This is a genomic window from Streptosporangium vulgare (assembly GCF_042428775.1).
In the GTDB taxonomy this organism is placed as follows: domain Bacteria; phylum Actinomycetota; class Actinomycetes; order Streptosporangiales; family Streptosporangiaceae; genus Streptosporangium; species Streptosporangium vulgare.
Map to the genome: position 1 here is coordinate 265,751 of NZ_JBHMBS010000009.1, position 14,525 is coordinate 280,275.

The window sequence follows — 14,525 nt, forward strand, 5'->3', positions numbered from 1 at the left end:
TTCCGGCACGCCGTACCGTCCCGCCGGGGCGGTACGGCGAAGGCCCCGCGGTGGTGGCGGAGGGCCTCAGCGACGGGTCTCGCGACGGAACATCACCAGCGCCACGTCGTCCTCCCTGGCGCCGAACCGCTCGATCAGCCGGTCACAGAAGACCTCCAGGTCCTCCTTCACCTGCTCCGCCAGGTGCCGTACGATCTCCAGGCTCTCGTCGAGGAGCTTGTCGCGGTCCTCGATCAGCCCGTCGGTGAACATCAGCACCGAGCTTCCCTCGGCGACGTTCACCCGGTCGACCCGGTAGGTCTCCTCGGCCACCCCCAGCAGGAGGTTGCCCAGGCGGTGGTAGCGGGCCTGGCCGTCCGCGATGAAGAGGGGCGGGATGTGCCCCGCGTTCGCGATCTCCATCTCCCCGGTCGCCGGGTCGAGCAGGAGCAGGCACACGGTGGCGGTCATGCCGGGGTGGTAGCGCCGCAGCACCTCGTTGAGCAGCGCCATCGACGCGCCGAGGTCGGAGGTGCCGATGACGGAGGCACGCAGCGCGTGGCGCAGCTCCGCCATGACGGTGGCGGCCAGCAGCGAGTGTCCCTGCACGTCGCCGATGGCGATGAGCACCCGGTGGCCCAGCCGCAGGATCTCGTAGAAGTCGCCGCCGACCTCGACGTTGTCGACCGCCGGCTGGTAGCGCCAGCTGATCGCGAGCCCGGGGGTCTGGGGGATGCGCGTCGGCAGCAGGCTGCGCTGCAGGGTGAGGGCGATCGCGTGCTCCTCGGCGTACGCCCGCAGCGCGTCGACGGCGAGGGCGAGGGCCTGGCCGAGCTGGCGCAGCACGTTGGACTCGTCGGCGTCGAGCGGCGGCGACCCCTCCACCCCGAGGTAGACGGGGGGCCTGCCCAGCTTGGTGCGGCAGAGCACGGCCGAGACGTCGCCGCTGAGCGTCGCGTCGGGCATCAGATCCAGCCACTCGGCGGCCGGCACCGGGAAGACCTGCGTGCCCGCGGCGGCGCCCAGGGACATCGCGCTCAGCCTGGGCAGCGTGTCCGGCGCCGCGGCCTTGGCGACGGCGTCCTGCTGAGGGAAGGCGGAGAACCTGCGGGTCCGGCCGTCGGGGGGCAGGGCGAGCGTGCCCGCCTGCCGCCCGAGGATTCGCGAGGTTCCCTCGACGGCCGTGGCGAGGAGCTCGTCGAACGTCTCGGCGGAGTTCATCGAGAGCGTGACCTCGGTGAGGGTGGCGAGCCGCATGGCCATCAGCTCGGCCCGCTGCCGGGCGCGGTAGTAGCGCAGCGTGGCCTCGACCGTCGCGGCGAACTCGTCCGGTTCGACGGGTTCCGCCAGGTAGGCGTCGGCTCCGCGTTCGAGCCCCTGCGCCCGGTCGGCCGGGGTGATCGCCGCCCCGGAGATCTGGATGACCGGGATGGAGGACGTCGCCGGGTCCGCCTTGATCTGCTCGCAGACCTCGTAGCCGCTGATGTCGGGCAGCCGTACGTCCAGGACGACGAGGTCCGGCCGGAGCTCCCTGACCTTGACGAGCGCCTCCATCCCGCCGGTGGCCTGCACGACCTGGTGTCCCGAGCGCCGCAGCCAGCTCGACAGGATGTACAGCTTGGTCGGGGTGTCGTCCACGACCAGCACTGTCGCCCCGTTGTTACTCATCGGCGGTTCCGAGGGCGCTTCCGATCGCCTCCAGCAGGATGTCGCGACGGAGCGTCTGCTTGGAGATCATCATGTGTGCCCTCTCCGGAACCTGACGCGACGTGGCGACGGTCACGACGATCACGGGAACGTCGCGCAGCCGCTCGTCCGACATCCGCAGCATGAGCGCGGTACCGTCGAGGCGGGGCATGAGCAGGTCCACCAGCGCGATGTCGGGCGGGTTCTCCTCCATCATCTCCAGCGCCCTCAGACCGTCGGAGGCCTCGTCGATGTACGCGGCGAACCCGGTGAGCATCCGGCGTACGGTGGCGCGGAACTCCTCGTCGTCGTCCACGATGAGCACCCGGCCGACCACGGGAGCCCCGTCGTGCCGGTAGGGCAGCCGCAGGGTGGCCGTGGTGCCCGACCCGGCGACGCTGGCCAGGTGCAGCGCGCCGCCCAGCGCCTCCGCCAGCCGCCGGGCGTACGGCAGGCCGAGCCCGGTCCCCTTGCTCCGCACCTGGATCGGCCCGGGAACCTGGAAGAACTCCTCGAAGACGCGTTCCAGGTGCTCCTCGGGCACGCCTATCCCCGTGTCGGTCACGGTGAAGACCAGGTCGTGGGTGGCCGCTTCGAGGCTCACCTCCAGCTTGACCTCGCCGTGCTCGGTGAACTTCAGCCCGTTGGAGAGCAGGTTGCGCAGGATCCGGGTGAGCATCACCTCGTCCACCAGCATCTCCGGCGGCGCCTGCGAGACCTCCACCGTGAGCGTCACCCCGTCGTTGCCGGTGGTGGGGCGCAGCGTCATGCGCAGCCGTTCGGCCAGGGCCACCAGGTCGACCATGGAGGGCTGGGGGTCGAGTCTCCCCGCCTCGGCCTTCGCCATGTCGAGCAGCTCGCTCACCAGCGACAGCAGCGTCTCCGCCGAGGATCCGATGAGGTTGACCTGGTGGAGCTGCTCGGCGGCGAGCGGATCCCCTCCGGGGCCCACCAGCAGCCGGACCAGGCCGATGATCGAGTTGAGGGGGGTGCGCAGCTCGTGGCTGACGGTGGCCCAGAACCTGTTCTTCGCGTCGCTCGCCGCCCGGAGCTGCGCGGACTTCTCGTCCAGCTCCGCGTAGAGCGCCACGACGCCTCGGTTGGTCTCCTCCAGCTCCTCGGACAGCTGGTTGTAGAGCGCCAGCACCCCCTGGTTGGTCTCCTGCAGCTCGGTGTTGAGCTGCAGGACCTCCTCCAGGGTCTCGGCGAGCTCGCGGTTCTGCCTGCGCAGCTCGTCGAGGGCGGTGGTGGGCGCCGAGTCGGCGATCCTGGCGCGGATCTCCTCTGCCGAGAGTCTCGGCTTGCGGCCCTGCGGGAGCCGTTTGACCATGCTTATTCTTCCCTCGACGGGATCGAACTCGATGCGGTCGACGAGACGCCCCGCCAGCGTCACGCCGTCCGACGGACGGAAGTCGGTCTTCGCCGAGAAGTCGACGGCGACGAGCAGGGCGTCCCGCTCCAGCCGGAAGGAGACGGAGACGTCGATGCCGGCCTCGACGAACTCCCTGCCGATCTCGCTCAGCGCGGTGGCCACCCGGATCTGGTCCTGGGCCTCCAGCCCCACGCTCTCCGCCACCTCGCGGCCCAGCTTGCGCATGGCGAAGACGTCCTGGTCGTCCCGGACGTGGATCCGGACCAGCTCGTCCCCGGTCATACGCCCGGCCTCACGGCGACCACGCAGGCGTCGTCCCTGCGGGTCCCGGCGTCACGCAGCAGCGTGCCGGCGACGACGGAGGGGAGGCGCGTGACGAGCCCGGGGTAGGAGGTGATGTCCCAGCGTTCGGTCAGGCCGTCGGAGTGGAGCAGGACGACGCCGTGCCGCGGCAGGGTGTACTCGTACTGGCGCAGGGTTCTGGCCTTGTGCCCGGCGATGCCCGGGACGGAGATCATTCCCTGGCGGCCGTCGTTGTGGACGATCCAGGCGGAGACGTTGCCGAGGCCGGCGAAGCTCACCGTCCCCGTGGCGCCGTCGACGCGGGCCACGGCGACCGCGCCGCCCCTGGTGTGGCCGAGGCCGGTGTGGATGCGCTCCAGGACGGTTACCGGGGCGAGGTCCGCGTGCCGCAGGAACAGCCGTACCGCCTCCTGGGAGGCCTGCGCGGCCGCGGGGCCGTGGCCCAGGCCGTCGCAGAGCATCACGGTCGTCGTGGCGCCCTCCTCGGTGATCACGAACGAGTCGCCGCAGACGGTCTCGTCGCCGATCGGGCGGGTCAGGCCGCTCACCCGGGACGGGGGGCGCGGGGCGCCCTGCGCGACGAAGTACATGCCGAGCACGGTGCCCCGGCTGGGGATGGAGTGGACCTCGTACCCGGTGGCCATCCGGGCGATGCCGCCCAGCCCGATGCCGAGCGTGCCGGTGGTGGAGTAGCCGTCGCGCAGGGCACGCGAGACGTCCTGCATCCCCGGCCCCCGGTCGATCGCGAGGACCTCCACGGCCGAGTCCAGCTCCGGATGCGGGCGGATCAGCATGACCCCCTCGGTCGCGTGCTTGACCAGGTTCGAGGCGGCCTCGCTCACCGCGACGGCGACCCGCCCGGTGTCCTCCTCGCTGAACCCGCGGATCTCCGCGAGCGTCACGGCGGTACGGCGAAGTGCGCCGATCGCGCTGGCGTCCTCCGCCCGTACCCAGGTGTCGCGCTGGGAGTGGATCAGCGCGCCCATTTCGTCACCGTGATCAACGTGCCCTCACCGGGAGTCGACTCCAGGTCGAATTCGTCGACCAGGCGGCGGGAGCCGCTGAGGCCGAGGCCGAGGCCCCCGCCGGTGGTCCAGCCGTCGGTCAGTGCCTGCTCGATGTCCGGGATGCCGGGGCCGTTGTCGCTGAAGACCATCCGCAGGCCCTTCCGCACGCCCTTGTGGACGACCTCGACGCGCACCTGCCCGCCTCCGGCGTAGACCAGGGCGTTGCGGGCCAGCTCGCTGGCCGCGGTCACCACCTTGGTCTGGTCGACCAGGGACAGGCCCACGTTCACGGCGACGGTCCTGACGTGCTGGCGGACCAGCACGACGTCGCCGTTGACGTTGATGGGCAACTCCTCCGCGGTCGTCACCAGGCGGCCGTGGAGCGCTGGGAGCTCTCGATCTGGTTCAGCAGCGCGACGCCCTTCTCGAGGTTGAGCGCCGTGCGCACGCCGCCGAGGGAGAGGCCGAGCTCGACGAGGGTGATCGCCACCGCCGGTCGCATGCCGACGACGATCGTCTCGGCGTCGAGCATGCGGGAGATCGCCGCGATGGTGGCCAGCATCCGGCCGATGAAGGAGTCGACGATCTCCACGGCGGTGATGTCGATGATCACCCCTCGCGCGCCGGTCTCGACCACCTTCTCCGACAGGTCCTCCTGGAGCGCGAGCACGCTCATGTCCTGCAGGTCGATCTGGATGGAGACGATCAGGATGTCGCCGAGCTTGAGGATGGGGACGCGATCCATCAGCCCTCCACCGTCCGTACCGCGATGCGGGACTCCCCGCCCTTGACGAATTTGACGCCGCTCGCCCGCAGCGTGTGGGCCAGCGCGTCGGCGAGGGTGGCCTTGGTCACGATGTCGCCGAACTCGATGCCGAGGGTGACGATGGTGTGGGCGATCTGCGGCCGGATGCCGGAGATCACGCACTCGGCGCCCATCAGCCGGGCCGCCACCACGGTCTTGAGCAGGTGCTGGGCGACCTCGGTGTCGACGGCGGGCACGCCCGTGATGTCGATGACCGCGTGCTCGGAGCCGGTGTCGACGAGCGTCTGGAGCAGCTTCTCCATGACGACCTGGGTCCTGGCCGAGTCGAGCGTGCCGACCAGCGGCACCGCGACGATGCCCTCCCAGAGCTTGACCACCGGGGTGGACAGCTCCAGCAGCTGTTCCGCCTGATCGATGATGATCTTCTCCCTGGCCGCCGCGTAGCTCTCCATGGTGAAGAGCCCGAGGTCGTCGATTACCCGGGAGAACCAGATGAAACCTCGCACCGCCTCCGGGGAGCCGTCCTCCTCGACGATCTCGTAGAGCGCCTCCTTCAGGCCGAACACCACGGTCGCGGTCTCGGTCGGGGTGAATCCCTGGCGGGCGCGGTTTCGGGAGAGCTCGGCGAGCAGGCCGCGCAGGTCGCTGAGGTCGCCGGAGTCGCCGAACGACTGGCGCAGCGCCTGGTAGAGCTCGCGTAACTGGTCGGCCAGCCCTCCGTGATCCGCCTGATTGCCGGTCCCGCCGGTGGAGGAGCGGGCGATCTCAAGCCAGCGCTTGAGGATGCGCGCCTCGTGCTCCTGGAAAAGTTCTTCGATGCGACGCCGACCGGCGTCCGCGTGGACGGACAAGGCAACTCCCATGCGTACGACCTGGAGACAACTCGCACGAAAGGCTACATGGAACGTCCTGCTTACGACCCTTTTTGGGGGTTCGGCGGCCCGCTCGTGGTCAGAGCTTCGGGAGGGCGGAGCGACCAGGTCAGGCGACCGGCGCGGCCGTATCGCACCCCGGGTTTCGCGGTTGTGCCAGGGACGCGTGTCCCGCGCGGAGCCCCTGGAGGGCGGAACCCCCTGGAGGATCGCGGGCGGCCCCGGGGGAGCGGTGCGGAGGGGCGGTCGAGGGGTGATCGAGGGGTGATCGAGGGGTGATCGAGGGGCGATCGGGGGGCGTGAGCCCTGCGGATGTCAGCCTAGAGTGGTGGCGAACGGCGTTTCAATGGTGAAACTTGCATCGAGGGGCCCGGTAGGGCTGCACTACAAGAGCAAGAAAACGTACAAAAGCCTCAAAAGTGACAGTGGTCGCCCAAGGCTTGGATTGCTACCATAAGGCAAATCTAGCGAGATGTTATGACGCAAGTTGCTCTGGTGACTACTGTTACAAGCGATGAAGAAGTAGTCTGAGCTGTGGAAAGTTGCTCAACGCCACGCGTGATCGTCGAGCCGACGGGTGAGGTGCGGTCGCGGAGGGGCGGCGTTCTTCCCAATTAGCCTGTACAGCGGGCCGACTTGTGAAATAACGTAACTGAACTGAAATCGCCCGATCATGATCTCGGCGATACTGTCGCCGCACAGCAGATACGCGGATGAGAGCAGGAGACCCCCGATGCCGTCCGGACTCACAGCGGGTTTGAAGGGCACGGTGCCCGGCGACGTCCGGGGCGGCTCGCCCCGTCCGGGTGTGGTCCTCCTCCGCGTGTCTTCCCCTGAACACAAGGCGGTGATGCGATGACGGTCCGCCTCCTGACCAACATCGGCCGGCTCTGGACCGGAAACGACGTGTTCAGCAACGCGGCGATCCTCGTCCACAACGACCGGATCGCCTGGGTCGGCCGCGCCGCGGATCTCCCGCAGAGCGTGCCCGGTGTCGTCGACGACATCGTCGACGACGACCACGTCGAGAACCTGGGCGGCGCGCTGGTCACCCCCGGCCTGATCGACGCGCACACCCATCCGGTCTACGCGGGAAACCGCTACGCCGAGATGGCGATGCGCTCCAGCGGTTCCACCCCCTCCGCGATCACCGCGGCGGGCGGCGGCATCGGCTCCACCGTGACGGTCACCCGCGGCACCGACCCCTGGACGCTCTGCAACGGCGTCCGCGAGCGGCTCCGCGACTGGCTGCTCAGCGGTACCACCACCATCGAGGCCAAGACCGGCTACCACCTCACCCGTGACGGTGAGCTGGCCGACGTGCGACTCCTGCGCGAGCTGGAGAAAGAGCCGATGATGCCGCGGGTGCACGTGACCTTCATGGCCGCGCACGTCGTCCCGCCCGAATACTTCGGCCGCCAGCGCGACTACGTCGAGGCCGTGGGCGCCTGGTGCGCCGACGCCGCCGCGGCGGGAGCCGACGGTGTCGACGTCTACTGCGACGAGGGCCACTTCACCGCGGAGGAGGCCCGCTGGGTCCTGGCCTCCGGGCGCAACGTCGGCCTGCTGCCCCGCCTGCACGCCGGTGCCTACACCCGGCGCGGCGCCGTCCAGCTCGCCGCCGAACTCGGCTGCGCCTCCGCCGACCTGCTCCACCACACCACCGACGAGGACATCGCGATCCTGGCCCGCTACGGCGTCCCCGCCGTGGTCTGCCCCGGGACCGCCCTCCAGCGTGGCAGCCTGCCTCCGGTCCGCCGGATGCTCGCCCAGGGGGTCACGGTGGCCCTCGGCAGCGACCACAACCCCGGGCACTGCGGCATCACCTCGATGTCCCTGGTCATCAGCCTCGCCGTCGCGGCCTTCGGGATGAGCGTCGGCGACGCCCTCCGGGCCGCCACCCTCGGTGGTGCCACGGTCCTCGGCGCTCCCGATCGCGGCGTTCTCGCCCCCGGCCGCCTGGCCGACATCGTCCAGTGGGACGCCGACCACGAGGGCGCCTTCGCCTGGGCCTTCGGCCTCAAGCCCCGCCGGGTCTGGCGCGGCGGCACCCCCGTCCAGTAGTTCCCCGTTCCGGGAGTTCCGCTCCCGGAACCGAACCCCTGTCCGCCCTGCCGGTCCCTTTCGCCTGTCGGCGAGCCCTTCCCCCGGGGGTCTCCCGTCGGCGCGACCCCTCGCCGCTCACGAGCGGTTCGGCGTCGTCCACGAAGGGCTCCTCGTCGCTCGCGGGGGGCGGAGGCCGATCCCGTCTCCTTCGCGTGATCTCCGCCACGTAATCTCTGGACATGTCTCCACCGGTCGCCGTCGTCACGGACTCCACCGCCTACCTCCCGCCTGAGGAGATCTCCCGCCGGGGAATCGTCGTGGTGCCGCTCCAGATGGTCGTGGGAGGCCGGCCGCTCGACGACACGGCGTGGATCGAGGGCGCGAGCATGGGCGACGCACTGCGCGAACGGGGCCAGGTGACGACCTCCATGCCCGCCCCGCGCCGTTTCGCGGACGCCTACGCCGAGGCGGCGGCCCGGGGCGCCACCGGCATCGTCTCCATCCACCTGTCGGCGGAGATGTCCGGTACGGTCGAGGCCGCCCGCGCGGGGGCCGAGCATTCCCCCGTCCCGGTCGACGTCGTCGACAGCAGGTCCATCGCCATGGGGCTCGGGTTTCCCGTCCTCGCCGCCGCGAGCGCCGCCGCACGGGGCGCGACACGGACCGAGGTGGCGGACGCCGCCCGCCGCCGCGCCGAGTCGGTCCGCAGCTTCTTCTACGTCGACACCCTGGAGTATCTCCGCAGGGGAGGCCGGATCGGCGCGGCGGAGACCCTCCTCGGCTCGGCACTGATGATCAAGCCGATTCTGCACATCTCCGACGGCACGATCGTTCCCCTGGAGAAGGTCCGTACGGCGAGCCGTGCCATCGCCCGCCTCGAAGACCTCGCGGTCGAGGCCGCGGGCACGGGCCCGGTGGAGGTCGCCGTCCAGCATCTCGCCACCCAGTCCCGCGCCGACACCCTGGCCGCACGGCTGCGACGGCGCGTTCCCGCCCTCGCCGACATCATCGTCGTCGAGGTCGGCCCGGTGATCGGCGCACACGTCGGCCCCGGCATGCTCGGCATCACCATCTCCGCCGGAGAGCCTCTGGTGTCCACGAATCCGTGAGATCCACCGATCCGTAGAACAACCCCTTTACCCTCTTACTCCCTCACCCCTTTATCCCCAGAACGGGATTCGGTGAAAGTGCGCTCGCCGCCGTCTCCGTAACGTCCTGCGGGTGCGGACCACAGGCCAGAACACCGAGTGTTTCCAAGCAGAGTCACGGCTGCGGACTCTGACCGGGAGCGGATCACCCGACCCGGTGCCCCCGCCATGCCGTCCGGCCGGCGTGCCGCGCCCGGGCAGGCACGCACGGCCAGGCGGTCAGGGCGAGCCGGAGGACGTCGTCGTCCACGGCGGTCCCGCCGCGAGCATGCGTTCGGCGCCCATCCCTCCGTCCTTCGAGGCGCTTCGCAAGGTCGTGGCCACCCAGAGGGTCGCGCTCGGTCCTGACCGCCCAGGGTTGCGCCTCCTGCTGCTCGTCGCCCTGGTGGCCACCGTCGCGGGCGGCGTGTACGCCTGGTGGTCCCAGCCGGAGCCCGAGCCCTTGGCCCCACCTACGCCGGTCGCCGGGTCACCGCTGTCGGCGCCCGTCACCGCTTCGCGGCAGCGGCCCGCACCGGTCGCCGAGCTGACCGTTCATGTGACGGGTAAGGTCCGCCGGCCCGGGGTGATCACGTTGCCCGGTGGTTCACGGGTCGCCGACGCGGTCCAGGAGGCCGGGGGCGTCCGTGGAGCAGCCGCCACGGGATCCCTCAATCTCGCGCGCAAGCTCGTCGACGGCGAGCAGATCGTCGTCGGCCTTTCCGGCACGGCCGCCGCGGCGGCGCCCCCGGTGAATCCGGTGAATCCCGTGGATCCCGCCAGCGCCGTCGTCGACCTCAACACCGCCACCCCCGAGCAGCTTGAGCAGCTACCGGGCGTGGGCGAGGTGCTCGCCCAGCGGATCGTCGAATACCGCGACGCGCACGGCGGCTTCCGTTCCGTCGAGCAGCTCCGCGACGTGAACGGGATAGGTGACCGGAAATACGCAGAGATGCGGGACAAGACCCGTGTTTGACGCCCCGGCCGCGAGGGCGGTCATGACGCGGTTCGCCCCGTTCGGCGGCTCCAGAGGATACGGGAGGTCGTCCGGAGGGGGCGGGGGGCCGGGAGACCCGGACGGTTCCGGAAAGGAGCAGGGGTGGCGCGCGCATGCCACGCAGCTGGTCCTTCCGGCGGCGGTCTCGTGGATGACCGCCCTCGTCCTGCTGGGCCGCTCGGCCGCGACCGGTGCGGTGACGGCCGGTCTCATGGCCGCGGGTGCCCTGGCCGTGGCCGTCCTGACCCCGGCTCAGAGAGCGGCGGGCCCGCGGAACGCGGTGATCGCGGTCCTGGGATGCGCCGCCGCGGTGGCGGGGTCGGTGGCCTTCCGGGTGCACGCGGTCGGTACGGGCCCGGTCGCCGACCTCGCGGGCAGGAACGCCTCGGCGACGGCCGAGGTGGTGGTGACCGACGACCCCCGGGCGACGAGCCGACAGGGAGGGCCTTTCCCGCGCGAGAGTTTCGTGGTGCCCGCCCGGGTCGAGGCGGTCGGGACGGGAGCGGGAAGGGCGATGCTGCGGGCTCCGGTGGTGCTGTTCGTCTCGGGCGCCGAATGGCGCTCCCTGCTGCCCAGCCAGCGGGTGGAGGTCAGCGGGCGCTTCGGCCGGGCCGACCCCGGAGAGCTGCTCGCGGCGGTGGTGCTGGTCAGGGGAGCGCCTCGGGTCCTGAGCGGGCCCTCCTGGGAGCAACGCGCGGCCGGGGCACTCAGGTCGGGGTTGCGGGAGGCGGCCGACGTGTTGCCACCGGAGCAGCGCGGGCTGTTGCCGGGCCTGGTCGTCGGTGACGTGTCCCGGATGGACGAGCAGGTCAAAGCCGACTTCAAGGCGGCGGGCCTCAGTCATCTCCTCGCGGTCTCCGGCGCGAACCTCGCCGTCGTGGCGGGGGCGGCGGTCGCGCTGGCCAGGACGGCCGGGCTGCCGCTCGCGGCGCGGGCGGTGCTGGCGGCGGCGGCCATGGTCGCCTTCGCGGTCGTCGCCCGGCCCTCGCCCAGTGTGCTCAGAGCCCTCCTGATGGGCGGGGTCGCCGCCCTCGCCCTCGGCACGGGCCGCTCGCGCGACGGCGTCGCGGCCCTGTCGGTGACGGTCCTGGGGCTGGTCTTCTTCGTCCCCGGCCTCGCCCGCTCCTACGGCTTCGCCCTGTCGGTCTTGGCCACCGCGGGCATCCTGGTCCTCGCCCCGGGCTGGCGCGACAGGCTCTCGACCCGCATGCCCCGGTGGCTCGCCGAGGCGACCGCCGTGGCAGCCGCCGCCCAGGTCGCCGTCACCCCCGTCCTGGTCCTGATGTCGGGACAGCTCGCGCCGGTGGCGATCCCGGCCAACCTGCTCGCGGGCCCGGCCGTGGCCCCCGCCACCCTGCTCGGCTTCGCGGTGGCGCTGATCGCCCCCCTGCACATGGGGCTCGCCCAGCTGCTGGTCCGACCGGCGGGGCTGGCCACCGGATGGATCATCGAAGTGGCCGAGCACACCGCGCCGCTCCCGCTGGGCGTGATCCCGTGGCCTGGCGGCGTCACCGGGCTGCTCCTGCTGGCCGGTGCCGTGCCACTCGCCGTGCTGGTGCTGCGGCACCGGGGGCCACGCCTGATCGTCCTGGCGGTCCTCACCGGCCTGGTTCTCGCCGTGACGGTGGCCGCGCCGATCGTGGCACGCTGGCCGCCCCGTGGATGGCTGCTCGTGGCCTGCGACGTCGGCCAGGGAGATGCTCTGCTCGTCGCCGCGGGGCCGGGGCGGGCCGTGGTGGTGGACGCGGGTCCTGACCCGGTGCCGGTGGACCGCTGCCTGCGCTCCATGGGGGTCGTGGAGGTGCCGCTGGTCGTTCTCACCCATCCGCACCTCGACCATGTGGGAGGTCTCGACGGTGTCTTCCGCGGGCGCGCCGTGGGAGCGGTGGTGGTGACCCCGCACGGTGCCGGAGAGCGCGAGGGGGTGAGGCTGAGCACGGATCTCGCCCGCCGCCACGTGGTCGAGTGGGCGGCGAGGCCCGGTGCGAGCTGGCGGTTCGGGCCCTCGGAACTCACCGTCATCGGTCCGACGGCCGAGGCCTCCCCGCCCGGCGCGGGCGAGGGGGCGGCCGTCAACAACGCCAGCGTCGTGGTGCACGTCCGCTGGGCCGTGGGGTCGGCCCTGCTCAGCGGAGACGTGGAGACCGAGGCTCAGGCCGAGCTGCTCCGGCGTGGCCTGCCGCCCGCCGAGATCCTCAAGGTTCCGCACCACGGATCGGGCAGGCACGACCCCGCCTTCCTCGCCGCCTCCGGTGCCCGTGCCGCCCTGATCAGTGTGGGGGCGGACAACGGCTACGGTCACCCCGCCCCGTCGACCCTGGCGGCGCTGCGCCGGCTCGGCGTGCGCGCCTACCGGACGGATCTGTCGGGAGACCTCGCGGTGGTGGTCCGCGAGGGCGCTCTGGCGGTCATCGCCCGGGGGCGCGCGGCCCCGTCGGCGGGCGGGCGCCAGGCACCCGGCCCGGGACGACAGGGGTGAACAGGGACGAGCAGGGGCGAGCTTCGGCCACGTGGTGCGGGTCAGGCGCCGGTTCTGGCCGGGCGGCGGAACTCGGTGTCCACGTCGGCGGCGTAGACCGACCGGCTGCAGCTCGCGCAACGGTACATGATCGGCCCCTCGTCGAGGGACGTTCCGCAGCGGGGGCAGGCGTGGCGGCGAATGGTGGAGTTTGTCATGGTTCTCACCTCCTGTGTTGTTCTCATGGTGCCTGGCGGCACCTGCATTTCGATTGCGAACGACTTGCCGGTGCCCATCCGGTCACCGGGGCATGGCATGCTGCTCGACATGGCGGCAACCGATCCGGCACCCGTGATCCTGATACTCGGCGACGAGGAGCTCCTGGCCGACCGTGCGGTGAGCGAGGTGACCTCGGCGGTCAAGGCCGCCGACCCGACCGCCGAGGTGCACGACCTCCCCGGCTCGAAGATGGAGCTCGGAGAGCTCACCCGCATGACGTCGCCCTCCCTGTTCGGCGACAGGTCCGTGGTGGTCGTCCGCTCGGCCCAGGACCTCGGCAAGGACGTCATCGCCGAGGTCGTCTCCTACGCGGCCCACCCGGCGGACGAGACCGTGCTGGTCCTCGTCCACCCAGGAGGTGTCAAGGGGAAGGCCCTGGTCGACGGGGTCAAGAAGGCCGGAGCCCAGGTGGTCTCCGTCACCAAGGTGACCAAACCGGCCGAGCGTCTGGCGTTCGTCAAGGCGGAGCTGAAGCGGGCCGGGCGCACCATCGGGGCCGACGCCGCCGCCGCGCTCCTCGACGCCGTGGGCAACGACCTGCGTGAGCTGGCCGCCGCGTGCAGCCAGCTCGCCTTCGACACTCCCGGCAAGGCGATCGACGAGGCCGCCGTCGCGCGCTACCACCGGGGCAGGGCCGAGGTGAGCGGGTTCACCGTGGCCGACTCGGCCGTCGAGGGGCGGCTGGGCGACGCCCTGGAGCAGCTGCGCTGGGCGCTCTCGACCGGTACGGCACCGGTCCTGCTGGTGAGCGCGCTCGCCGGAGGGCTGCGCTCGCTGGCCAAGGTGGGAGGCGCGCCCCGCAACCTCCGGGGCGGCCAGCTCGCCAGCCATCTCGGCATGCCGCCCTGGAAGATCGACCGAGTCCAGCGGCAGCTGAACGGCTGGGGCCCCGAGGGGCTCGCCCGTGCGATCCAGGCCGCCGCCACCGCCGACGCGCAGGTGAAGGGCGGCGGGGCCGACCCCGCGTACGCGCTGGAGCACATGGTCCAGACCGTGGTCGCCAGCCGCACGGGGCGTTAGGCGCACCGGGGGAGAGCCAGCCTGAGACACAGGCTGGACGTTGGGCGGCCCGTCTGAGACACACGAGACCGGGGTGTCGGACGTACGGGAGAGCCCGCCTGAGACGCGAGACCGGGGGCATTCGGCGGCCCGCCGAGACGCGCGAGACGGGGCGTTGGACGCGCCGGAGAGCCCGCCTGAGACGCGAGACAGGGCGTTCGGGCGCACCGGGGAGAGCCCGTCCGGGCCGAGAGACGGGCGTTCGGGCGCACCGGGAAACCGGCCGGAGACGCAAGAACGCCGCATCCCCGAGGGGTGCGGCGTTCGCGAGAACTGGAGCTACTTGGCGACCGACAGGGTGGCGACGCGCTGGGCGATCGCCGACTTGCGGTTGGCGGCCTGGTTCTTGTGAATCACGCCCTTGCTGGCGGCCTTGTCCAGCTGACGGGAGGCGGCGCGCTGCAGCACGGCGGCCTCTTCGACGTTACCCTGGTCGGCGGCCTCGCGGAACTTGCGGATGGCCGTCTTCAGGGAAGACTTGACAGCCTTGTTACGCAGCCGGGCCTTCTCGTTCTGCCGGTTGCGCTTGATCTGGGACTTGATGTTCGCCACGAAGAAGCCTCGGTGAATGTCG

The 14,525-nt window shown here is 71.6% G+C and carries 13 protein-coding genes; 5 read left to right on the forward strand and 8 right to left on the reverse strand.

The window, feature by feature from the left end:
- Window positions 1-66: 66 nt before the first annotated feature.
- The 6 genes from ACFFRH_RS20930 to ACFFRH_RS20955 are packed head-to-tail and all read right to left on the reverse strand — an operon-like array spanning window position 67 to window position 5,976.
- Window positions 67-1,647, reverse strand: a complete 1,581-nt coding sequence (locus ACFFRH_RS20930; protein WP_386158817.1) for a SpoIIE family protein phosphatase — start codon at window positions 1,645-1,647, stop codon at window positions 67-69.
- Complete coding sequence (locus tag ACFFRH_RS20935) at window positions 1,640-3,319, reverse strand: ATP-binding response regulator (protein ID WP_386158820.1); 1,680 nt, start codon at window positions 3,317-3,319, stop codon at window positions 1,640-1,642. Before ACFFRH_RS20935 ends, ACFFRH_RS20930 begins: the two co-directional genes overlap by 8 nt.
- Window positions 3,316-4,326 carry an ATP-binding protein gene (locus tag ACFFRH_RS20940; RefSeq protein ID WP_386158823.1) on the reverse strand — a complete coding sequence of 337 codons (1,011 nt, stop codon included), beginning with the start codon at window positions 4,324-4,326 and terminating at the stop codon, window positions 3,316-3,318. Before ACFFRH_RS20940 ends, ACFFRH_RS20935 begins: the two co-directional genes overlap by 4 nt.
- Window positions 4,314-4,715 carry an anti-sigma regulatory factor gene (locus tag ACFFRH_RS20945; RefSeq protein ID WP_386158825.1) on the reverse strand — a complete coding sequence of 134 codons (402 nt, stop codon included), beginning with the start codon at window positions 4,713-4,715 and terminating at the stop codon, window positions 4,314-4,316. The genes ACFFRH_RS20940 and ACFFRH_RS20945 overlap by 13 nt, the downstream gene beginning before the upstream one ends.
- Window positions 4,712-5,092, reverse strand: a complete 381-nt coding sequence (locus ACFFRH_RS20950; RefSeq protein WP_386158828.1) for an STAS domain-containing protein — start codon at window positions 5,090-5,092, stop codon at window positions 4,712-4,714. Before ACFFRH_RS20950 ends, ACFFRH_RS20945 begins: the two co-directional genes overlap by 4 nt.
- Entirely contained in the window at window positions 5,092-5,976 is an 885-nt protein-coding gene (locus ACFFRH_RS20955; RefSeq protein WP_386158831.1) for an STAS domain-containing protein, read from the reverse strand. Before ACFFRH_RS20955 ends, ACFFRH_RS20950 begins: the two co-directional genes overlap by 1 nt.
- A gap of 864 nt (window positions 5,977-6,840) precedes the next feature.
- On the opposite strand from ACFFRH_RS20955, the gene hutI reads away from it, so the two are divergent.
- The 4 genes from hutI (at window position 6,841) to ACFFRH_RS20975 (ending at window position 12,634) form a co-directional block, all read left to right on the forward strand.
- On the forward strand, window positions 6,841-8,049 hold the full coding sequence (hutI, locus tag ACFFRH_RS20960; protein ID WP_386158834.1) for an imidazolonepropionase: 1,209 nt from the start codon (window positions 6,841-6,843) through the stop codon (window positions 8,047-8,049).
- A gap of 221 nt (window positions 8,050-8,270) precedes the next feature.
- Window positions 8,271-9,140, forward strand: coding sequence for a DegV family protein (locus ACFFRH_RS20965; protein WP_386158837.1), 870 nt, complete (start codon window positions 8,271-8,273; stop codon window positions 9,138-9,140).
- Between the two features lie 307 nt (window positions 9,141-9,447).
- Complete coding sequence (locus tag ACFFRH_RS20970) at window positions 9,448-10,134, forward strand: ComEA family DNA-binding protein (RefSeq protein WP_386158839.1); 687 nt, start codon at window positions 9,448-9,450, stop codon at window positions 10,132-10,134.
- Window positions 10,135-10,306: 172 nt separating this feature from the next.
- Window positions 10,307-12,634: a ComEC/Rec2 family competence protein gene (locus ACFFRH_RS20975; protein ID WP_344742700.1), complete on the forward strand. Its 2,328-nt coding sequence runs from the start codon at window positions 10,307-10,309 to the stop codon at window positions 12,632-12,634.
- 41 nt (window positions 12,635-12,675) lie between these two features.
- Here the strand turns inward: ACFFRH_RS20975 and ACFFRH_RS20980 are convergent, their stop codons facing one another.
- Window positions 12,676-12,831 (reverse strand): hypothetical protein, encoded by a 156-nt coding sequence (locus tag ACFFRH_RS20980; RefSeq protein WP_344742699.1) that lies wholly within the window; start codon window positions 12,829-12,831, stop codon window positions 12,676-12,678.
- Window positions 12,832-12,940: 109 nt separating this feature from the next.
- Between ACFFRH_RS20980 and holA the strand changes: the two genes are divergently transcribed.
- Window positions 12,941-13,912: a DNA polymerase III subunit delta gene (gene holA, locus ACFFRH_RS20985; RefSeq protein WP_386158844.1), complete on the forward strand. Its 972-nt coding sequence runs from the start codon at window positions 12,941-12,943 to the stop codon at window positions 13,910-13,912.
- 318 nt (window positions 13,913-14,230) lie between these two features.
- On the opposite strand, the gene rpsT is transcribed toward holA, so the two are convergent.
- Entirely contained in the window at window positions 14,231-14,503 is a 273-nt protein-coding gene (gene rpsT, locus ACFFRH_RS20990) for a 30S ribosomal protein S20 (protein ID WP_344742697.1), read from the reverse strand.
- Window positions 14,504-14,525: the final 22 nt, after the last annotated feature.

Excerpts from the sequence above, each read along its gene's own strand:
- ACFFRH_RS20975 (WP_344742700.1), top strand. The coding sequence starts at position 10,307 with ATGACCGCCCTCGTCCTGCTGGGCCGCTCGGCCGCGACCGGTGCGGTG.
- ACFFRH_RS20970 (WP_386158839.1), top strand. The coding sequence starts at position 9,448 with ATGCGTTCGGCGCCCATCCCTCCGTCCTTCGAGGCGCTTCGCAAGGTC.
- ACFFRH_RS20935 (WP_386158820.1), bottom strand. The coding sequence starts at position 3,319 with ATGACCGGGGACGAGCTGGTCCGGATCCACGTCCGGGACGACCAGGAC.
- ACFFRH_RS20955 (WP_386158831.1), bottom strand. The coding sequence starts at position 5,976 with ATGGGAGTTGCCTTGTCCGTCCACGCGGACGCCGGTCGGCGTCGCATC.
- ACFFRH_RS20980 (WP_344742699.1), bottom strand. The coding sequence starts at position 12,831 with ATGACAAACTCCACCATTCGCCGCCACGCCTGCCCCCGCTGCGGAACG.
- holA (WP_386158844.1), top strand. The coding sequence starts at position 12,941 with ATGGCGGCAACCGATCCGGCACCCGTGATCCTGATACTCGGCGACGAG.
- ACFFRH_RS20950 (WP_386158828.1), bottom strand. The coding sequence starts at position 5,092 with ATGGATCGCGTCCCCATCCTCAAGCTCGGCGACATCCTGATCGTCTCC.
- ACFFRH_RS20930 (WP_386158817.1), bottom strand. The coding sequence starts at position 1,647 with ATGAGTAACAACGGGGCGACAGTGCTGGTCGTGGACGACACCCCGACC.
- hutI (WP_386158834.1), top strand. The coding sequence starts at position 6,841 with ATGACGGTCCGCCTCCTGACCAACATCGGCCGGCTCTGGACCGGAAAC.
- ACFFRH_RS20965 (WP_386158837.1), top strand. The coding sequence starts at position 8,271 with ATGTCTCCACCGGTCGCCGTCGTCACGGACTCCACCGCCTACCTCCCG.
- ACFFRH_RS20940 (WP_386158823.1), bottom strand. The coding sequence starts at position 4,326 with ATGGGCGCGCTGATCCACTCCCAGCGCGACACCTGGGTACGGGCGGAG.